13 protein-coding genes, 1 pseudogene and 1 riboswitch are annotated in these 14,429 nt (G+C 56.6%); of the genes and pseudogenes, 4 read left to right on the top strand and 10 right to left on the bottom strand.

Annotated elements, in window-relative coordinates:
* The 3 genes and pseudogenes from ACTH3S_RS14990 to ACTH3S_RS14980 form a co-directional block, all read left to right on the top strand.
* A pseudogene (locus tag ACTH3S_RS14990) lies at positions 1-466 on the top strand (F0F1 ATP synthase subunit B); the annotation flags it as partial.
* 34 nt (positions 467-500) lie between these two features.
* On the top strand, positions 501-2,105 hold the full coding sequence (locus ACTH3S_RS14985) for a F0F1 ATP synthase subunit alpha (protein WP_441809811.1): 1,605 nt from the start codon (positions 501-503) through the stop codon (positions 2,103-2,105).
* Positions 2,089-3,048 (top strand): F0F1 ATP synthase subunit gamma, encoded by a 960-nt coding sequence (locus ACTH3S_RS14980; protein ID WP_441809810.1) that lies wholly within the window; start codon positions 2,089-2,091, stop codon positions 3,046-3,048. Before ACTH3S_RS14985 ends, ACTH3S_RS14980 begins: the two co-directional genes overlap by 17 nt.
* 48 nt (positions 3,049-3,096) lie before the next feature.
* Here the strand turns inward: ACTH3S_RS14980 and bluB are convergent, their stop codons facing one another.
* From bluB to cbiB, 10 genes are all read right to left on the bottom strand, one after another.
* A complete protein-coding gene (bluB, locus tag ACTH3S_RS14975; protein ID WP_441809809.1) occupies positions 3,097-3,804 on the bottom strand; it encodes a 5,6-dimethylbenzimidazole synthase in 708 nt (235 codons plus the stop codon).
* Positions 3,801-5,309 (bottom strand): cobyric acid synthase, encoded by a 1,509-nt coding sequence (locus tag ACTH3S_RS14970; RefSeq protein ID WP_441809808.1) that lies wholly within the window; start codon positions 5,307-5,309, stop codon positions 3,801-3,803. Before ACTH3S_RS14970 ends, bluB begins: the two co-directional genes overlap by 4 nt.
* 3 nt (positions 5,310-5,312) lie before the next feature.
* Entirely contained in the window at positions 5,313-5,924 is a 612-nt protein-coding gene (gene cobO, locus ACTH3S_RS14965; protein ID WP_441809807.1) for a cob(I)yrinic acid a,c-diamide adenosyltransferase, read from the bottom strand.
* Positions 5,917-7,245, bottom strand: a complete 1,329-nt coding sequence (locus ACTH3S_RS14960; RefSeq protein WP_441809806.1) for a cobyrinate a,c-diamide synthase — start codon at positions 7,243-7,245, stop codon at positions 5,917-5,919. The genes cobO and ACTH3S_RS14960 overlap by 8 nt, the downstream gene beginning before the upstream one ends.
* A 13-nt stretch (positions 7,246-7,258) precedes the next feature.
* On the bottom strand, positions 7,259-8,041 hold the full coding sequence (locus tag ACTH3S_RS14955; RefSeq protein ID WP_441809805.1) for an ABC transporter ATP-binding protein: 783 nt from the start codon (positions 8,039-8,041) through the stop codon (positions 7,259-7,261).
* Positions 8,041-9,000, bottom strand: coding sequence for a FecCD family ABC transporter permease (locus ACTH3S_RS14950; protein WP_441809804.1), 960 nt, complete (start codon positions 8,998-9,000; stop codon positions 8,041-8,043). The genes ACTH3S_RS14955 and ACTH3S_RS14950 overlap by 1 nt, the downstream gene beginning before the upstream one ends.
* A gap of 33 nt (positions 9,001-9,033) precedes the next feature.
* Positions 9,034-9,936: a cobalamin-binding protein gene (locus ACTH3S_RS14945; protein WP_441809803.1), complete on the bottom strand. Its 903-nt coding sequence runs from the start codon at positions 9,934-9,936 to the stop codon at positions 9,034-9,036.
* A gap of 19 nt (positions 9,937-9,955) precedes the next feature.
* Positions 9,956-11,782 carry a TonB-dependent receptor domain-containing protein gene (locus tag ACTH3S_RS14940; protein WP_441809802.1) on the bottom strand — a complete coding sequence of 609 codons (1,827 nt, stop codon included), beginning with the start codon at positions 11,780-11,782 and terminating at the stop codon, positions 9,956-9,958.
* Between the two features lie 157 nt (positions 11,783-11,939).
* Positions 11,940-12,148, bottom strand: a riboswitch (cobalamin riboswitch).
* Between the two features lie 33 nt (positions 12,149-12,181).
* Entirely contained in the window at positions 12,182-13,198 is a 1,017-nt protein-coding gene (gene cobD / locus ACTH3S_RS14935) for a threonine-phosphate decarboxylase CobD (RefSeq protein ID WP_441809813.1), read from the bottom strand.
* Positions 13,198-14,148: an adenosylcobinamide-phosphate synthase CbiB gene (cbiB, locus tag ACTH3S_RS14930; protein WP_441809801.1), complete on the bottom strand. Its 951-nt coding sequence runs from the start codon at positions 14,146-14,148 to the stop codon at positions 13,198-13,200. The genes cobD and cbiB overlap by 1 nt, the downstream gene beginning before the upstream one ends.
* 154 nt (positions 14,149-14,302) lie before the next feature.
* Between cbiB and ACTH3S_RS14925 the strand changes: the two genes are divergently transcribed.
* The coding region (locus ACTH3S_RS14925) for a nicotinate-nucleotide--dimethylbenzimidazole phosphoribosyltransferase (protein WP_441809812.1) at positions 14,303-14,429 on the top strand (127 nt) is incomplete at its 3' end.

Below are 14,429 nucleotides of genomic sequence, written 5' to 3'. Positions count from 1 at the left end.
ACAGCAAGACTGGCACAAGCACCTTGAGCGTGAACGCCAGAAGTTCACCGCACAGCTGCAGCGAGCGGGAGAAGAAACCCTGCTGGAGCTCACCCGCAAAGCGCTGCGGGATCTGGCGGATGAACCACTGGAAGAAGCCATTGTTCGCCACGTCAGCGCCCGATTGCGGCCAATTGCCGACGAACTTTCCGACGCTGCGGGCGACAGCAAAGAAGCCGTTACCACCACGCGCGACCCCTTGCCTGAGGGGGCACAGGCACTTCTGCAGGCGGATGTCACAACCCTTTTGCCAGGCATCAACCTGCGTTTTGAAACCGACCCACAACAGGCGCCAGGCCTGGTCTTAAGGGTTGGCGGCGCCCAGGTGGCCTGGACTGTGGACAGCTACACTGACGAATTCGACGCCCTACTAAGCGAACGCATGGCTGCCGGTGCTTCCGGGCGGATTCAGCCCGGCGGGGCATAATCCCGGTTGTGCATAAAAGGATAGATAAAACACTATGTCCAGAACCGATCACAGTGCTGCCGATAATCACCCGCAACCGCCTGCTGAGTTGCATTCTGCAAGGCAATTCGATTCCTGGCGAGACAGCCTGCTGGCAACGCCTGCACCTGCACCGATCATAACGGAAGTCGGCAGGGTAACCGAAGTGGGCGACGGTGTTGCGATCGTGACCGGTCTGGCCCGTGCACTGGCGGATGAATTGCTGGTGTTCGAATGCGGTGTGCGCGGCATAGTGCTGGATCTGGAGCCAGGCCGGCTCGGCGTGATTCTACTCGGGCCCTCAGAGCTCATTACCCTGGGCGAGGACGTGCGCCGCACCCACAAGGTGGTGAGCGTGCCTGTTGGCCCCGCGTTGCTCGGGCGCGTCATCGATGCTATGGGGCGCCCCAGAGACGACCTCGGGCCTATCGACGCAGTGGCAGAAACTCCCATCGAAGCGGAAGCGCCGGGCATTCTCAGCCGCTCGGCCATTTTCCGGCCCCTGGCAACCGGCATCAAAGCCATTGACGCCGCCGTGCCCGTGGGTCTCGGGCAACGTGAGCTGATCATCGGTGATCGCCAGACCGGAAAAACCTCCATCGCCATAGACACCATGCTCAATCAGGCACGCTCAGACGTTGTCTGTATCTATTGCGCCATTGGCCAGCGCGGTGATGCCGTATCCCGCGTTATCGCGGCCTTGAAAAAGGGCGACATGCTGGCCCGCAGCATCGTGATGTCGGCCGGTGACGAAGAAACACCGGGGCTGGCTTACATAGCGCCCTACTCCGCCATGGCCATGGCAGAGTACTTTTCCGATCAGGGCCGGGATGTGCTGGTGATTTTTGATGACCTTACCCACCACGCCCGCTCCTACCGCGAGCTATCATTGCTGTTGCGCCGGCCACCAGGGCGCGAAGCCTTCCCCGGCGATATTTTCTACGTGCATGCCCGCCTGCTGGAACGGGCCGGCCAGTTTACTCAGGAAGCCGGTGGTGGCTCGATTACCGCCTTGCCGGTTGTGGAAACCCAGGCGGAGAACCTGTCGGCATATATCCCCACCAACCTGATTTCCATAACCGACGGGCAGATTTATCTCTCGCCACGGCTGGTACGCCGAAACCAGTTCCCGGCCGTGGATCTGGGCCTGTCGGTTTCCCGCGTGGGCGGTAAAGCACAAAGCCGGACCTTACGGGAAGTGGCTGGCAACTTGCGGGTTACCCTGTCGCAGTTCGAAGAGCTGGAAGACTTCGCCCGCTTCGGTACCCGGCTCGACGATACCACCCGCGCCCGCCTCACCCGTGGTGCTGCCGTTCGCACCGCGCTGCGCCAGGCCGAGCGTGATCCCATGCCCGCCGCCGAACAACTGGCGGTTCTGGTTGCGGCAATGGAAGGTCTGTTCGATGCCTTGCCAGAAGAGCAATTGAGCGATGCCATGGCTCGCATCCGCACCGCTGCCCGGAAACACTTCCAGTTCATCGATGAGCGTATCAATGAAAACAAAGGGTTGAGCGAGGAAGACCGCAAACGAATCATTACAACGGCGCACAGCGCCCTGGCTAGGGACAAAGCAGACCAGACAGCACCCACCAGAGAGGTCAGCCATGGCCCAGACGCTTGAAGCGCTTACCCGGCACAGCGACACCCTGACCAGTATTCGCAGCATCGTTCACACCATGAAAACCCTGTCTGCGATTAACGCGACACCCTATGAGCATGCGGCCCGCTCGATTGAGGCCTATCACCAGACTATATTGCAGGGCTTTGCCGCCTTCGCTTATCGAACTAGTGGTATCAACCTGCGACAGGAAAATGCTGTGGAGCATCTGGTCATCGTGTTCGGCTCCGACCACGGCCTCTGCGGCAATTACAACGAGGTGCTTGCAGAAGTGGTGCAGCAACATTGCCAGAGCCAAACGATCGGCAAGCAACGCCTGCTCTGTATCGGCGCGCAAATGAACGATGCTCTGGATGATCAGGGCTTACTGCCAGAAGCTGTCTTGCTGCCTCCGGCCTCTGCCGAAGGTATAGGCCGCCTCGCCGGCGATATAGTTACCCGCATAGACCGTTTTAGCCGAGGCCAACCGTTGCATCATCTGGCCGTCACTCTGGCGTTTACCCAGCGCGGCGAACACGGCACGCGGGAACCGACGATACAGAGCCTTCTTCCGCTTGCACCCTCACTACTCGAGCGTAAAACACACTGGGATTCACGCTCACTTCCGGATTACACCATGGAAGCGGACGCGCTGTTATCGTCCCTGATTCGCAGCCACATCTTCGCCAGTGTTTTCCGCGCCTCGGCCGAAGCCATGGTGACCGAAAACTCCGCACGACTGGCCCTGATGCAGCAGGCGGAGCAGTCTGTGGATGAGCGCATTGAGATGGTAGAAGGGGAGCTGCGATCGGTGCGGCAAACGGAAATCACTAACGAGCTGATGGATGTGATTATTGGGTTTGAGGCGCTGAAGAAACCGAAGAAGCGGGTGATTTCTGACAACGCCATAACCACCCTCGGCAAAGCCCACATTGGGCCCGAAGACCCCCAAGTTGAGACCTTTTAGGTGAGGCCGGCTTTGCCGGGAAGCTAGCACCAATCACGCGCCTGAAGCTCAGGTCTTCGCCTCCTTCAACTGCTCCATCAAGCCAACCTGCTCTATCGGCTTCCCCCAGCCGTTTCCGTGCACCAACGCCTCCAACGGCAAGCGTTTCCGCCAGCCTTTCGCCTGCAATTCCGGCTGATCCAAAAACTCGCTAACATAGCCCAGACACAAATACGCCAAGGGGTAGACATGGTCAGGTAATTCAAGAATATCCGACAACCGATCCTGATCCAAAATACTGACCCACCCCACACCAATACCTTCGGCCCGCGCGGCCAGCCACAAATTCTGTACGGCCAGGCAGGTGCTGAACAGATCCATTTCAACAATGGAGTTACGCCCCAACACGTGGGTGCCGCCTCGGCTGCGGTCGCAGGTAATGCACAGATTCATCGGGCTTTCGGTAATGCCCTGCAATTTCAGGCTTCGGTAGGCTTGTTGGCGCTCACCGGTATAGTTGTCTGCGGCTTTGGCGTTTTCTTCGTTAAAACTGGCCAGTACCTGCTGGCGTACCTCAACGCTATCAATCAGGATAAAATCCCAGGGCTGCATAAAGCCGACCGACGGCGCGTGGTGTGCGGCTTTCAGCAGGCGTGCCAGCACCGGCCGGGGAATGGGGTCTGGCAGAAACTGCGAGCGCACGTCGCGGCGCTCGTAAATAGCGCGGTAGAGGCCGGCACGCTCGTCGTCACTGAAGGTGTGATCCGTGTCGCTCATGATTGTTTGATCTCCTCCAGATTGGCCCTGGGCCGGCTCAGCTTCAGCAGGTTATGCAGCCAATCAGTGTCCAGGCACCGCTCCACCTGATCCGCCAGCCGATCAAGCTGTTCAAGGCGATGCTGTTGGTAATCCACGGCAACGCCTGTGTGATCAAGCCCCGCCCATGTGAGCAGGGCTTCACAGGCCGCAGGCTCGTCAAAAACCCCATGCACATAGGAGCCAGCGACCTGACCATCCGCACTGACCGCGCCTTCAGGCTTGCCATTCAACTGCCCGAGAGGTTGCGCGAGGGCTTCACCTTGGCTCACACCGTTATGCATTTCATAGCCACTGAAAACCACACCATCGGTGCTGGCCGTATCCGTTTGAAAGGTGAGTGTGCCTCTGACGTTCCTCAGCTGTTTGCCGGCAACCATGGTGGTGATCATTTCCAACAAACCCAAGCCCGCTGTAGAACCGGCATTGCCTTCCAGTCCATTTGGATCACCCACCTGCTCACCCAGCATCTGGAAACCACCGCATATACCAAATACCTTGCCACCGTAACGCAGGTGTTTGTGAATAGCCTGCGCCCAGCCCTGAGCCTGCAACCAAGCCAGGTCGGTACGGGTGCTCTTGCTGCCGGGCAGAATAATCAGGTCGGCCGGCGGAATGGGCTGATCCGGGCCGATAAACTGCAGGTTTACACCAGGATGCAGGCGCAAAGGATCAAAATCATTGTGGTTACTGATCCGAGGCAAGACAGGCACAATCACGTTGAGAGCCCCGGCTTCGCTGGTGCCAGACGTACCAATGCTGTCTTCAGAATCCACAACCAGGCCGTGGAGGTAGGGCAGCACGCCGATGACCGGCTTGCCCGTGCGCTCAGCGAGCCAATCCAGACCCGGTTCCAGCAAACTGATATCGCCACGGAAGCGATTGATGATAAAGCCTTTTATGCGTTGCTGTTCGCTGTTAGAGATCAGTTCCAACGTGCCAACAAGCTGAGCAAACACCCCACCCCGGTCGATATCCCCAACCAGTAACACCGGGCAATCCGCTGCTTCCGCAAACCCCATATTGGCGATGTCGTTAGCGCGCAGGTTAACCTCCGCCGGGCTGCCGGCACCCTCGGCAATGATCACATCGTAACGCTGGCTGAGTGAACGCCAGGCGGCCATCACCGCCTGCATGGCCTCAGCTTTGTATGCGTGATAATCCAGCGCGTCCATATTGCCGTGCACTTGGCCGCGCAGAATAACCTGGGCGCCACAGTCGCTTTGGGGTTTCAGCAATACCGGGTTCATGTCGCTGTGGGGTTCAAGGCCACAGGCCAGCGCCTGCAGCGCTGTGGAGCGACCGATTTCACCACCATCCACAGTAACTGCGCTGTTCAAAGCCATATTCTGAGGTTTGAACGGCGCTACCGACACACCTTGCCGGGCCAGCCAGCGGCACAAGGCCGCAACAACGGTGGTTTTACCGGCGTCGGAAGTAGTGCCCTGAATCATCAGCGTGGTCATAGCTTAAAGCTCTACACCCTTCTGAGCCTTGATGCCCTGATCCTTGAAGGCGTGCTTCACAACGCCCATTTCAGTGACGGTATCGGCGATGTCGATCAGCTCCTGCGGAGCGTTACGGCCGGTGACCACCACATGCTGCATCTCAGGGCGGGCCTGCAAGTCATCCAGCACACGATCCAAATCAATGTAATCGTACTTCAGCGCAATGTTGAGTTCGTCCAGCAGAATCAGATCGTAGCTGTCGTCTTTCAACATGCCTGCCACTATGTCCCATGCCGCGTTAGCCGACTCAACATCCTGCTCTCGGTTCTGGGTTTCCCAAGTGTAACCTTGGCCCATTACGTGGTAATCCACATTGGGGAGATCCCGGAAGAAAGCCTCTTCGCCGGTACTGAAAGCACCCTTAATGAACTGCACAATGCCTACTTTCATGCCGTGGCCCAGCGAGCGTGCCACCATGCCAAAGCCGGAGCTGCTTTTACCTTTGCCCGGGCCGGTCAATACCAGCAGTACACCCTGCTCTTTTTGAGCATTGGCGATGCGTTCATGCATCATTTTCTGCTTGGCCGCCATTCTGCGGGCGTGGCGTTCGGGGTCTTTTGCGCGTTCACGCACGAGTATTCTCCTTGTCATTATGGAATGTCAGCGGCTGCCCCCTGAAAATAGCGGCAACAACTTCCGGCGCAGACGGGAAATAGGCGTAAAAATAACTGGCAACCAGTCCTTTACAACAAAATACCGCCTCACCACCAGTGCCCGTCTGTTTTTCGGTCTTTGCCGCCGGCTGCCAGGAGGTGTCCAGAGTAGAGCGGTGAAAAGTATGGCCCCGCAACTGCCCCTCAGTGGTATTCAGGCTCTGCATCCCTATGCCCTGGAGGCGCTTTACGATGGCCGCGCGGCCGGGAATCAATCCTAACTGGGCATGTACGGCACCGTCTTTATCCGTCAACTCATCAGTACAGGCCATCAGGCCCCCGCATTCCGCAAGGATCGGTTTGCCGTCGTTATAAAACCCACGAATTGCATCCCCCATAGCCGCATTGTTTGCCAGGGTACTGCCATGGAGATCAGGGTAACCACCTGGAAGCCACAAGGCGTCAGCGGGTGGCAACTCCGAGTCGACCAAAGGTGAGAAATAATGCAGCTCGGCCCCCATAGCCAGCAGCAGTTCGGTATTTGCGCGGTAAATAAAGCTGAAGGCAAGATCACGGGCAATGGCGATACGTACGCCAGCCAGCAACGTTTCTGGTCTCACCCGTTCAGCCGGTGCGATAGGCACCGCCTTCGGTAGCTCATCAAGCCCGGCGGCTTTAAGCACTTCGGCTGCCTGGTCAAGCTGCTGATCTAGGTTATCCAGCTCTGCTGGTTGCACCAGGCCCATGTGCCGGTCGGGAATATTCATGGCGTCGTTTCTGGGAATAGCACCCAACAGGCTAACGCCTTCGGGCAGCCCTTCCCGCAGCATTTCACCATGGCGTGGGCTGCCAATTTTGTTCGCAATAACCTCATATACAGAGAGTTCAGGATCATAGCTGGCAAGACCCAGAACCAGGGCACCGAAGGTTTGTGCCATGCCGCCAGCATCAATCACCGGCAAAGCCGGGATGTCCATTAGCTTGGCCAGATCTGCACTGGAGGGGTCGCCATCAAAGAGCCCCATGGAACCCTCAATCAAAATAAGATCGGCATCCTGAGCGGCTTCTGCCAACCGCCACCGACACTCGTCTTCGCCTGTCATCCACGGGTGCAATTGGTAAACGGGGTGCCCAGACGCCACTTCCAGCACCATTGGATCCAGATAATCCGGCCCATGCTTGAACACTCGCACTTTACGCCCGGCATTTCGATGCAGGCGGGCCAGCGCGGCCGTCACCATGGATTTACCCTGCCCGGAGGCGGGCGCAGTAATCATCACTGCCGGTACAGCTATACTCATCAGTTCACCCATTTCATAAATTGAGTTCGCAGGACACCGGCACAAACACGGGTGCGCCATCGATCTCTACGGTGGCCAGTTTCTGGTTATACAGCTTCTCTAACGCCGATGGCTCAAGCATGGAATCAGCAGAGCCCCAGCAGGCGTCACCATTGGTATATAGCAGCAAAACGTGGCTACACCAGCGCGCAGCCAGGTTCAGATCGTGCAGGCACATGAACACTGTTTTCCCCGCGCCTGCCTGGCCTCGAAGAATATTCATTACCCTGACCTGGTGATGCAAATCCAGGTGATTGGTGGGCTCATCCAACAACCAGACGTCCGGGTTTTGAGTCATCAGTGTTGCGATAGCAACGCGCTGGCGCTCGCCGCCAGACAATGTGTTCAGCAAGCGGTCAGACAAATGGTCAACATCCAAAGCGGCCAAAGCACGCTGTGCACGGTTCAGGTCTTCACCCTGCTCACTTTCCCAAGCTGATAACCAGGGGTGGCGTCCAATCAAGGCGGTTTCTATGACCGTTGCAGGAAAACTGTCCTGTCGCTCCTGAAAAACCAGGCCCAGATGCCGAGCTATATCACGGCGTTTCAACTCTGTTAAAGCCGACTCGTTGAGCATTACCTGACCGCTACGAGCAGGAAGTAAACCGGCGAGTGTATGAAGCAACGTGGTTTTGCCCGCACCGTTGGGGCCAAGCACGCCCCAAGTCTGGCCTGGTTCAATGTCCATGTTCAAAGCATAGCTATCAGGCCGTCCCGGTACGTTCATAATCAAGTCACGGGTATGCAACGTACTCATCAACGGCTCCGGTGCAACAGATACAGAAACGTGGGAACGCCCAGCAACGCGGTAATCACGCCAACCGGTAACTGCTCGGGCGCAATCACCGTACGTGCCAGTGTATCAGCCAGTACCAGCAAGGTGCCGCCAGCCAAGGCACAGGCTGGCAGGATAATGCGCTGATCGTTGCCCAACACCAGCCGAAGCATATGCGGCACAATCAAACCGACAAAGCCGATACTGCCCGCAGTAGTAACTGCAGTTGCTGTCAGCAGGCTGGCCAAAAGGTAAATTGTCCACTCCAGGGGGCGCACAGATACGCCGAGCGCGGCGGCCTGCATAGGCCCGCGCGCCAGAACATTAAGATTACGGGCAAGAGGCAGAATCACCACGATGGACAAAGCCAGCACGATCAGCGGCGGCCAAGGTGTGCGAGCATAAGAAACATCACCCATCAGCCAGTACAGCATGCCAGGAAGTTTGTAAGAAGGCGTGACAACCAGCATGAGAGTAATCACCGCCCCCCAACCTGAGGCCACAACCACGCCCGTCAACAGGAGACGCGAAGGCGTCCAGCTCCCAGTGCCGTGGGCGAGACCGAATACCAACACCGTTGCCAGCATGGCACCGGCAAAGGCCGAACCCGATATCAACAGCGCTCCCATACCCGTCAGCATGGCCAGCAGCGCTCCAACTGCGGCGCCACCGGACAGTCCTAGCACGTAGGGATCAGCCAGAGGATTGCGGAGCAACACCTGCATAAGCGCTCCCGCAACGGCCAGCAGACCGCCAGTAGCAAATGCTGCGAGCGTGCGTGGCAGTCGCAAATCCCACAAGAGGGTACGGTGCAAGGCACTGCCCTCGCCCTGAATGACCTGCCAGAGCTCAGGGGCAGAGATAGTCACGCTGCCCAAAGCTAATGCTAACAACACAGCGGCCAGCGCCACTGCGCTAAGACTAAGTAAAGAACGGGTCATCGACTAACAGCCCGCAAACTCTCATTCAAATACTCAATGTTCACGGGCAATATCCAGCTTTTCACAGATCAGCTTGCTAGCTTCAAGGAGCCTTGGTGTAGGCCTCGAAATAGGTGACGCGGGTACAAAGAACAGGTTATCCCGGGCAACCGCATTCATTTCAGGATAGCCTTTCCAGTGATCCAGTTCATCATCACTGGCACCCTCAACGCTTCCGGTCAGAATGGCATGGGGATCAGCCTGCAATACTACTTCTGCGCTGATTCGGGGCACCATGCGCGGCATATTGCCAAACACATTCACGCCTCCACACAACTGCAGCACTTTGCCGATCAAATGCTCGTTGTTGATGGTCATCAACGGTGTTTCCCACACCTGATAGAAAACCGGTATGGGCTCCGCATTACGATACTGCTCAGAGACCTTTGCCATACCCATGCGGAAGCGTTCAGCTTCGGCAAACCCTTCCTGTTCCGTGCCTGCCAGAACGGAGAGCCGTTCAATAGCACTGGACACCCCTTCGAAGGTACGAGGCTCGATGGCAAACATGGGGAAACCAAGCTCTTTCAGTAACTCTATTTGCGCGGGTGGGTTGCCCGTTAACCAAGTAATCACCAGATCCGGCTTCAATGCCAGTAGGGCTTCCAGATCTATTCTGGTGTGATTGCCTACCAGGGGCAACTTGCGTGCAGCGGGTGGGTAGTCGCTGTGGTTAACACCTGCAACTACCTTGTCACCGGCGCCAGCCGCAAACATAAGCTCGGTCGCCCCGGGCGACAAGGTGGCTATACGCTGGGCTGGACTAGACAGGCAAAGCTCGTGTCCTCCATCATCGATGGCGCAATGCTGAGTCTCACCGGCTGATGACGGAGATGCCGCGAAAAGCGCAAACATCATCCCCAAGGGAAAACTTAAAGACAGCCGGCAAGACGCCACATTGGTACTCCCGTTTTTATTACTGAAGATCGTAACGAACCGACAACATTGCCGTCCGGCCAGCTGCGACATATTTCCCGAGCTGCCAGTGCTCCGCAGTTGAGTACTCTTTATCGAGTGCGTTTACCAGAGTCAGGCGGGCGCTCCAATCAGGTGCAAAGTGCCAGCCTGCACGCAGATCCAAAGTTGCAAAGCCTGCAAGCAGATTCGTGTTAGCGCCATCATCGTAGCGGTCACCTTCTGCAATCACAGAACCACCAAACGTGAAGTTACTGACGGCCTTGTCCAGATCAAAACGGGCTGTCCGCTTGGTGCGGCGCGCTAGCTGTTTTTCTGTATCACGGTCTTCCGGGTCCATATACGTTAAGGCAATAGCTGCACGCCAGCCATTGTGCTCATACCCCCCTGCTAGCTCAGCTCCGCGAATTCGCGCTTTATCAACGTTGACGGGAGTGCTGGCACCACCAATGGTTCCGGTGCTAATCAGATCATCAATATTCATTTGGTAAACGGCGAGATCCCAAAACCATCTTTGATAATTACCGCTGGCACCCAGTTCAAAGGTTTCTGACTTCTCGGGCTTCAAATCGGGATTGCCGCGATAGCTGGTTGGTGATGTGGCCGGGTAATACAGGTTGTTAAAAGTAGGCGCCCGAAAAGCGGTACCGTAACTGGCACGAATGCGGTGAGAACGATCAAAGCTATAGCCCAGTGCCAAACCGCCGGTCTCTTTGGTTCCGTAAGCTTCGTTGTCATCACTGCGCAAACTGAGCTGTGCATCAACCGGACCAAAGTTCATACGCAACTGACTGAACATTGCTGTATTGGTTCTACTGGTTTCGTTGAAGTCCATAGAGCTGCCGACTTCGTCCTGCTGCAGTTCAGCGCCAACAACCAGTTCGTGGACACTGTAAGTGAAGGTGTTTTCCCATCGGGCTTGCCGCAGTCGCGTGTTGTAGTAACTTTCATTGCCGCCGGAGAAAGATTTTTCGTCATCCCGAGACTCTGCGAACTGGATACCTGTTTGCCAGTAGTCATTCAGTGGCGTCACCAGCCCAAGGCCGATGGTACGGATTGTGTAATCCGTATTGCCACCCTCGTATTCGGTGTTTCCCTCAGACTGCATCAGCATAACGCTGGCTTCGCCACCGTTATCAAAATCATGCACAACTCGACCAAGCCCAGAGGTGTTACGGAAGCCCCGATCCTCACCGTTTTCAACAATCGCTGTGCCGTCGGTGTCTTTGTGCAAGCCGCTAATGCTATACCGTGTATCGCCAGTTGAGCCTGAAATACCGGCACTTACCTTCTGAGTATTAAAATTACCTGCCCCCGCTTCAACCCAGCCTCGCTGTCCATACTTGGGATCTAGTGTAAAGGCTTGCACTACGCCGCCCATAGCATCTGCGCCATAAAGTGAACTGCGAGGGCCGCGCACAACCTCCACTCGTTGAACGAGTTCTGTTGGGATGAATTGCCAAGGGGCACCGCCACCCGTCGCCGAATGCAGCTTTATTCCGTCAAGTAAAAAAATCGTTCCAGCATTCTGAACGCCACGAGTGTACACGCTCGTTGTTTTACCAAAGGAGCCGTTACCCGTCACGTTAATGCCCGGCTGGCCACGCAACAGTTCCGAAAAATCAGCAGGTGCCTTGGAGCGAATATCTTCTTCTTCAATGACCGTAACGGATGCGAGACTCTCACCGACCGTTTTTGGGCCAAGAGTTGCTGTGACAACGATTGGGTCTAACTGCGAAGTCTGAGCATCTTGAGCTACAGCAATCGAGAGGGGACTAAATGCAAAAGGGACTACCAGAACTCTGGTAACTGACCGGGAGACTTTCATAAATCGCACTCAAAGACACACCACGCGCACCCGCATGGCTGATTGTTTAGGTGCTGCATATGGAGGTAATCGGCCGCAGGCCAGATTGGAGCGGTAAAAAGGTGGGGAAATTCCGTAAGACAGGCCGGTGTTTACCCACCGCAACTGCCCTCCGCAGCGTTCGGTGTGTTTACAGGCCGGTCTCCGGACTTGTGAGCGTCATACTGACCAGCGTAAGCCTTCCCATGCTTGTGCACAGTGGCATCTCTCTTCGCCGATCACTCACTTACCGTTGCGGGGGCAGTGCCGGACTTTAACCGGCTTCCCGTTTCACTGTTGTAGCGACGATGATTGCGCGACAACAGCACCTACAAACGCGGGGCAAGGCTAACAATGCGTTAATATTTGGTCAATGACTAATCACAAGTCTTTTTCAACCAGAGCCATTTCAAGCTTTCGCCATTGAGTCTCATCTTCTGCCAACCCAAACCGCAACATTCCCGACTGCTCAAAGACTCTAATCAATACCGCCTGTTCAGCCAACTGATCCGCGAGCACCTGTGGACTGTCAGCACGAACTGTCTGAAAAAGCACACTGCCCCCAACCAACGAAAGCCCGGCTGCCTGCAACACCTCCCGTAACCTGGCTGTACTTTGTTGCAGGCGCGCGCGGGCATGAAACTGCCAACCTGAATCGCTCAGCGCCTGTGCCATCACAAAACGAGCCGGCCCACCAAGCGACCAAGGGCCGAGCACACTCTTTAACGCATCAGCAACTGCAGAGTCCGTCAACACCGCCCCCGCACGCACCCCCGCCAAGCCAAAAAACTTCCCAAGCGAGCGCAGAACGATCAACCCCGGCCGCCCGGCATGGGAACACAAACTGAACACCGGCGTAGCGTCCATAAATGCCTCATCAACCACCAACCAGCCACCGCGTTTTTGCAGGCGTTTGTGCCAACGCAACAGTGTAGAGGGCGGGATTATTTCTCCGGTGGGGTTATTGGGGTTAATCCACACCAGCACATCCAGCTGATCCAGCCAGCGGTCATCGCAGCCAGAAGCGCCGCAACGGGTATGCTCTGGCCCTATGGGGATAATTGTGTGGCCAGCGTTTCGCCAGCTATGCCCATGTTCACGATAACCAGGCACGGGTATGCCCACACGGCAAGATTTACGCAATCTTGGCAAAGCCATAATAGCCGCCTGGCTGCCGGGCACAGGAACGCAGGCGGCCGAAAAAGGCGCACCTGACCACTGGCGAATAACCTCTTCCAGCCCGTCGTCCGCTTCCGGCAGTCTTTGCCAGAGTTCTGCCGGTATCTCGGGCACCGGCCAGCCGATTGGGTTAATGCCGGTGGATAGATCAAGCCATTCTGAGCGGGGAATACCCCAGCGCTCTGCGGCTTTATTCAACCGTCCGCCGTGTTCCAACATCATGATGCACTCACCACCAAGAAGATAAGCACTGTGGCTACCAAAACAACCCCCAACCAAAGCCAAACTCCGCGCCGCACCAGCGTGATTGCGGCTTCCACACTGGCGGAATCTGCATATCGAACCCCGCCCAGAATGGGCCGCTGTTTAACGCCGGTGGGATAAGGCGAGGGGCCGCCAAGCCGCACGTTTAATGCACCGGCACCCGCCGCCATAACCGGCCCGGCATTGGGGCTGTCCCATTGCGGCGCTTGATTTCGCCAGCACCACCAAGCCAGTTTGCGATCGCCCAGCAGCATATAAGTGAGCGCCGTTAGCCGGGCAGGCACCCATCCCATCAGGTCATCGAGCCGCGCCGCAGCTCGGCCAAAATACAGAAATCGGGGGTTGCGATAACCCCACATGGCATCCAGAGTATTCACCATTCGGTGCATAACCACGCCCGGAATGCCCGCAACCAAGAACCAGAACAAGCTGGCAAACACTGCATCAGCGCCATTCTCTAACATAGACTCAGTCGCAGCGGCGGCTACGCCCTGTTCATCAAGCGCACTCGCCTGGCGGCTGACAATACGACTAACCTGTTCACGGGCCCCGTCAAGGTCGCCCTTGTATAGCGGCTCAGCTACAGCTCGCCCGTGTTCTGTCAGGCCACGGAGCGAAATTGCCAACCAAAGCACTACTGCCTGGGCCAACATCAGTACCAGTCCATCAAGTATCACAGAAACCCAAACAGCCAATATCAACACAGGCACCGTTACCACAAGCACCGCCAAAATCCCTGTAAACAGGCTTCGCTGAGAGGTTTTCGGTGAAATGTTGAGCCTCTTTTCCACAGCGGCAACCAATCGTCCGAACCCAACAATTGGGTGCATGCGGCGTGGCTCGCCCATTAAGTGATCAAAGGCGAGAGCAAGCACACAAACAATGAAGGGAATGAATAACAACACAGGTGTTCCCGGGCCGGTCAAAAGGTGAAGCCGTCAAGCCTACCTGATTACGCCCAGTCGGAGTATGATCCCGCCTCATACTGTATTGAACTCAAGCTTCACCCCCGTAACCAGAACCCGCTTTACCGACTATTGATATCTAAAGGTATGTGAAATGTCGTTCCCTAGCAGTTGGACTACCCCTCCCCAACAACCCGAAGCACGTTTTTTTGAGCAGGCGAAACAGCGCCAAAGTGTGCTGACCAAGCCCGCAGGGTCTTTGGGCCGTTTGGAAACTGTTG

This window comes from Marinobacter sp. (assembly GCF_052094685.1).
Lineage (GTDB): Bacteria > Pseudomonadota > Gammaproteobacteria > Pseudomonadales > Oleiphilaceae > Marinobacter.
Note: the sequence above shows the minus strand (reverse complement) of the source record. Positions and strands in the feature narration are given on the sequence as shown.

What these genes read in the sequence shown, in the direction of transcription:
- ACTH3S_RS14985 (WP_441809811.1), top strand. Translation starts at nt 501, where the DNA reads ATGTCCAGAACCGATCACAGTGCTGCCGATAATCACCCGCAACCGCCT.
- ACTH3S_RS14980 (WP_441809810.1), top strand. Translation starts at nt 2,089, where the DNA reads ATGGCCCAGACGCTTGAAGCGCTTACCCGGCACAGCGACACCCTGACC.
- bluB (WP_441809809.1), bottom strand. Translation starts at nt 3,804, where the DNA reads ATGAGCGACACGGATCACACCTTCAGTGACGACGAGCGTGCCGGCCTC.
- ACTH3S_RS14970 (WP_441809808.1), bottom strand. Translation starts at nt 5,309, where the DNA reads ATGACCACGCTGATGATTCAGGGCACTACTTCCGACGCCGGTAAAACC.
- ACTH3S_RS14960 (WP_441809806.1), bottom strand. Translation starts at nt 7,245, where the DNA reads ATGAGTATAGCTGTACCGGCAGTGATGATTACTGCGCCCGCCTCCGGG.
- ACTH3S_RS14955 (WP_441809805.1), bottom strand. Translation starts at nt 8,041, where the DNA reads ATGAGTACGTTGCATACCCGTGACTTGATTATGAACGTACCGGGACGG.
- ACTH3S_RS14950 (WP_441809804.1), bottom strand. Translation starts at nt 9,000, where the DNA reads ATGACCCGTTCTTTACTTAGTCTTAGCGCAGTGGCGCTGGCCGCTGTG.
- ACTH3S_RS14940 (WP_441809802.1), bottom strand. Translation starts at nt 11,782, where the DNA reads ATGAAAGTCTCCCGGTCAGTTACCAGAGTTCTGGTAGTCCCTTTTGCA.
- cobD (WP_441809813.1), bottom strand. Translation starts at nt 13,198, where the DNA reads ATGTTGGAACACGGCGGACGGTTGAATAAAGCCGCAGAGCGCTGGGGT.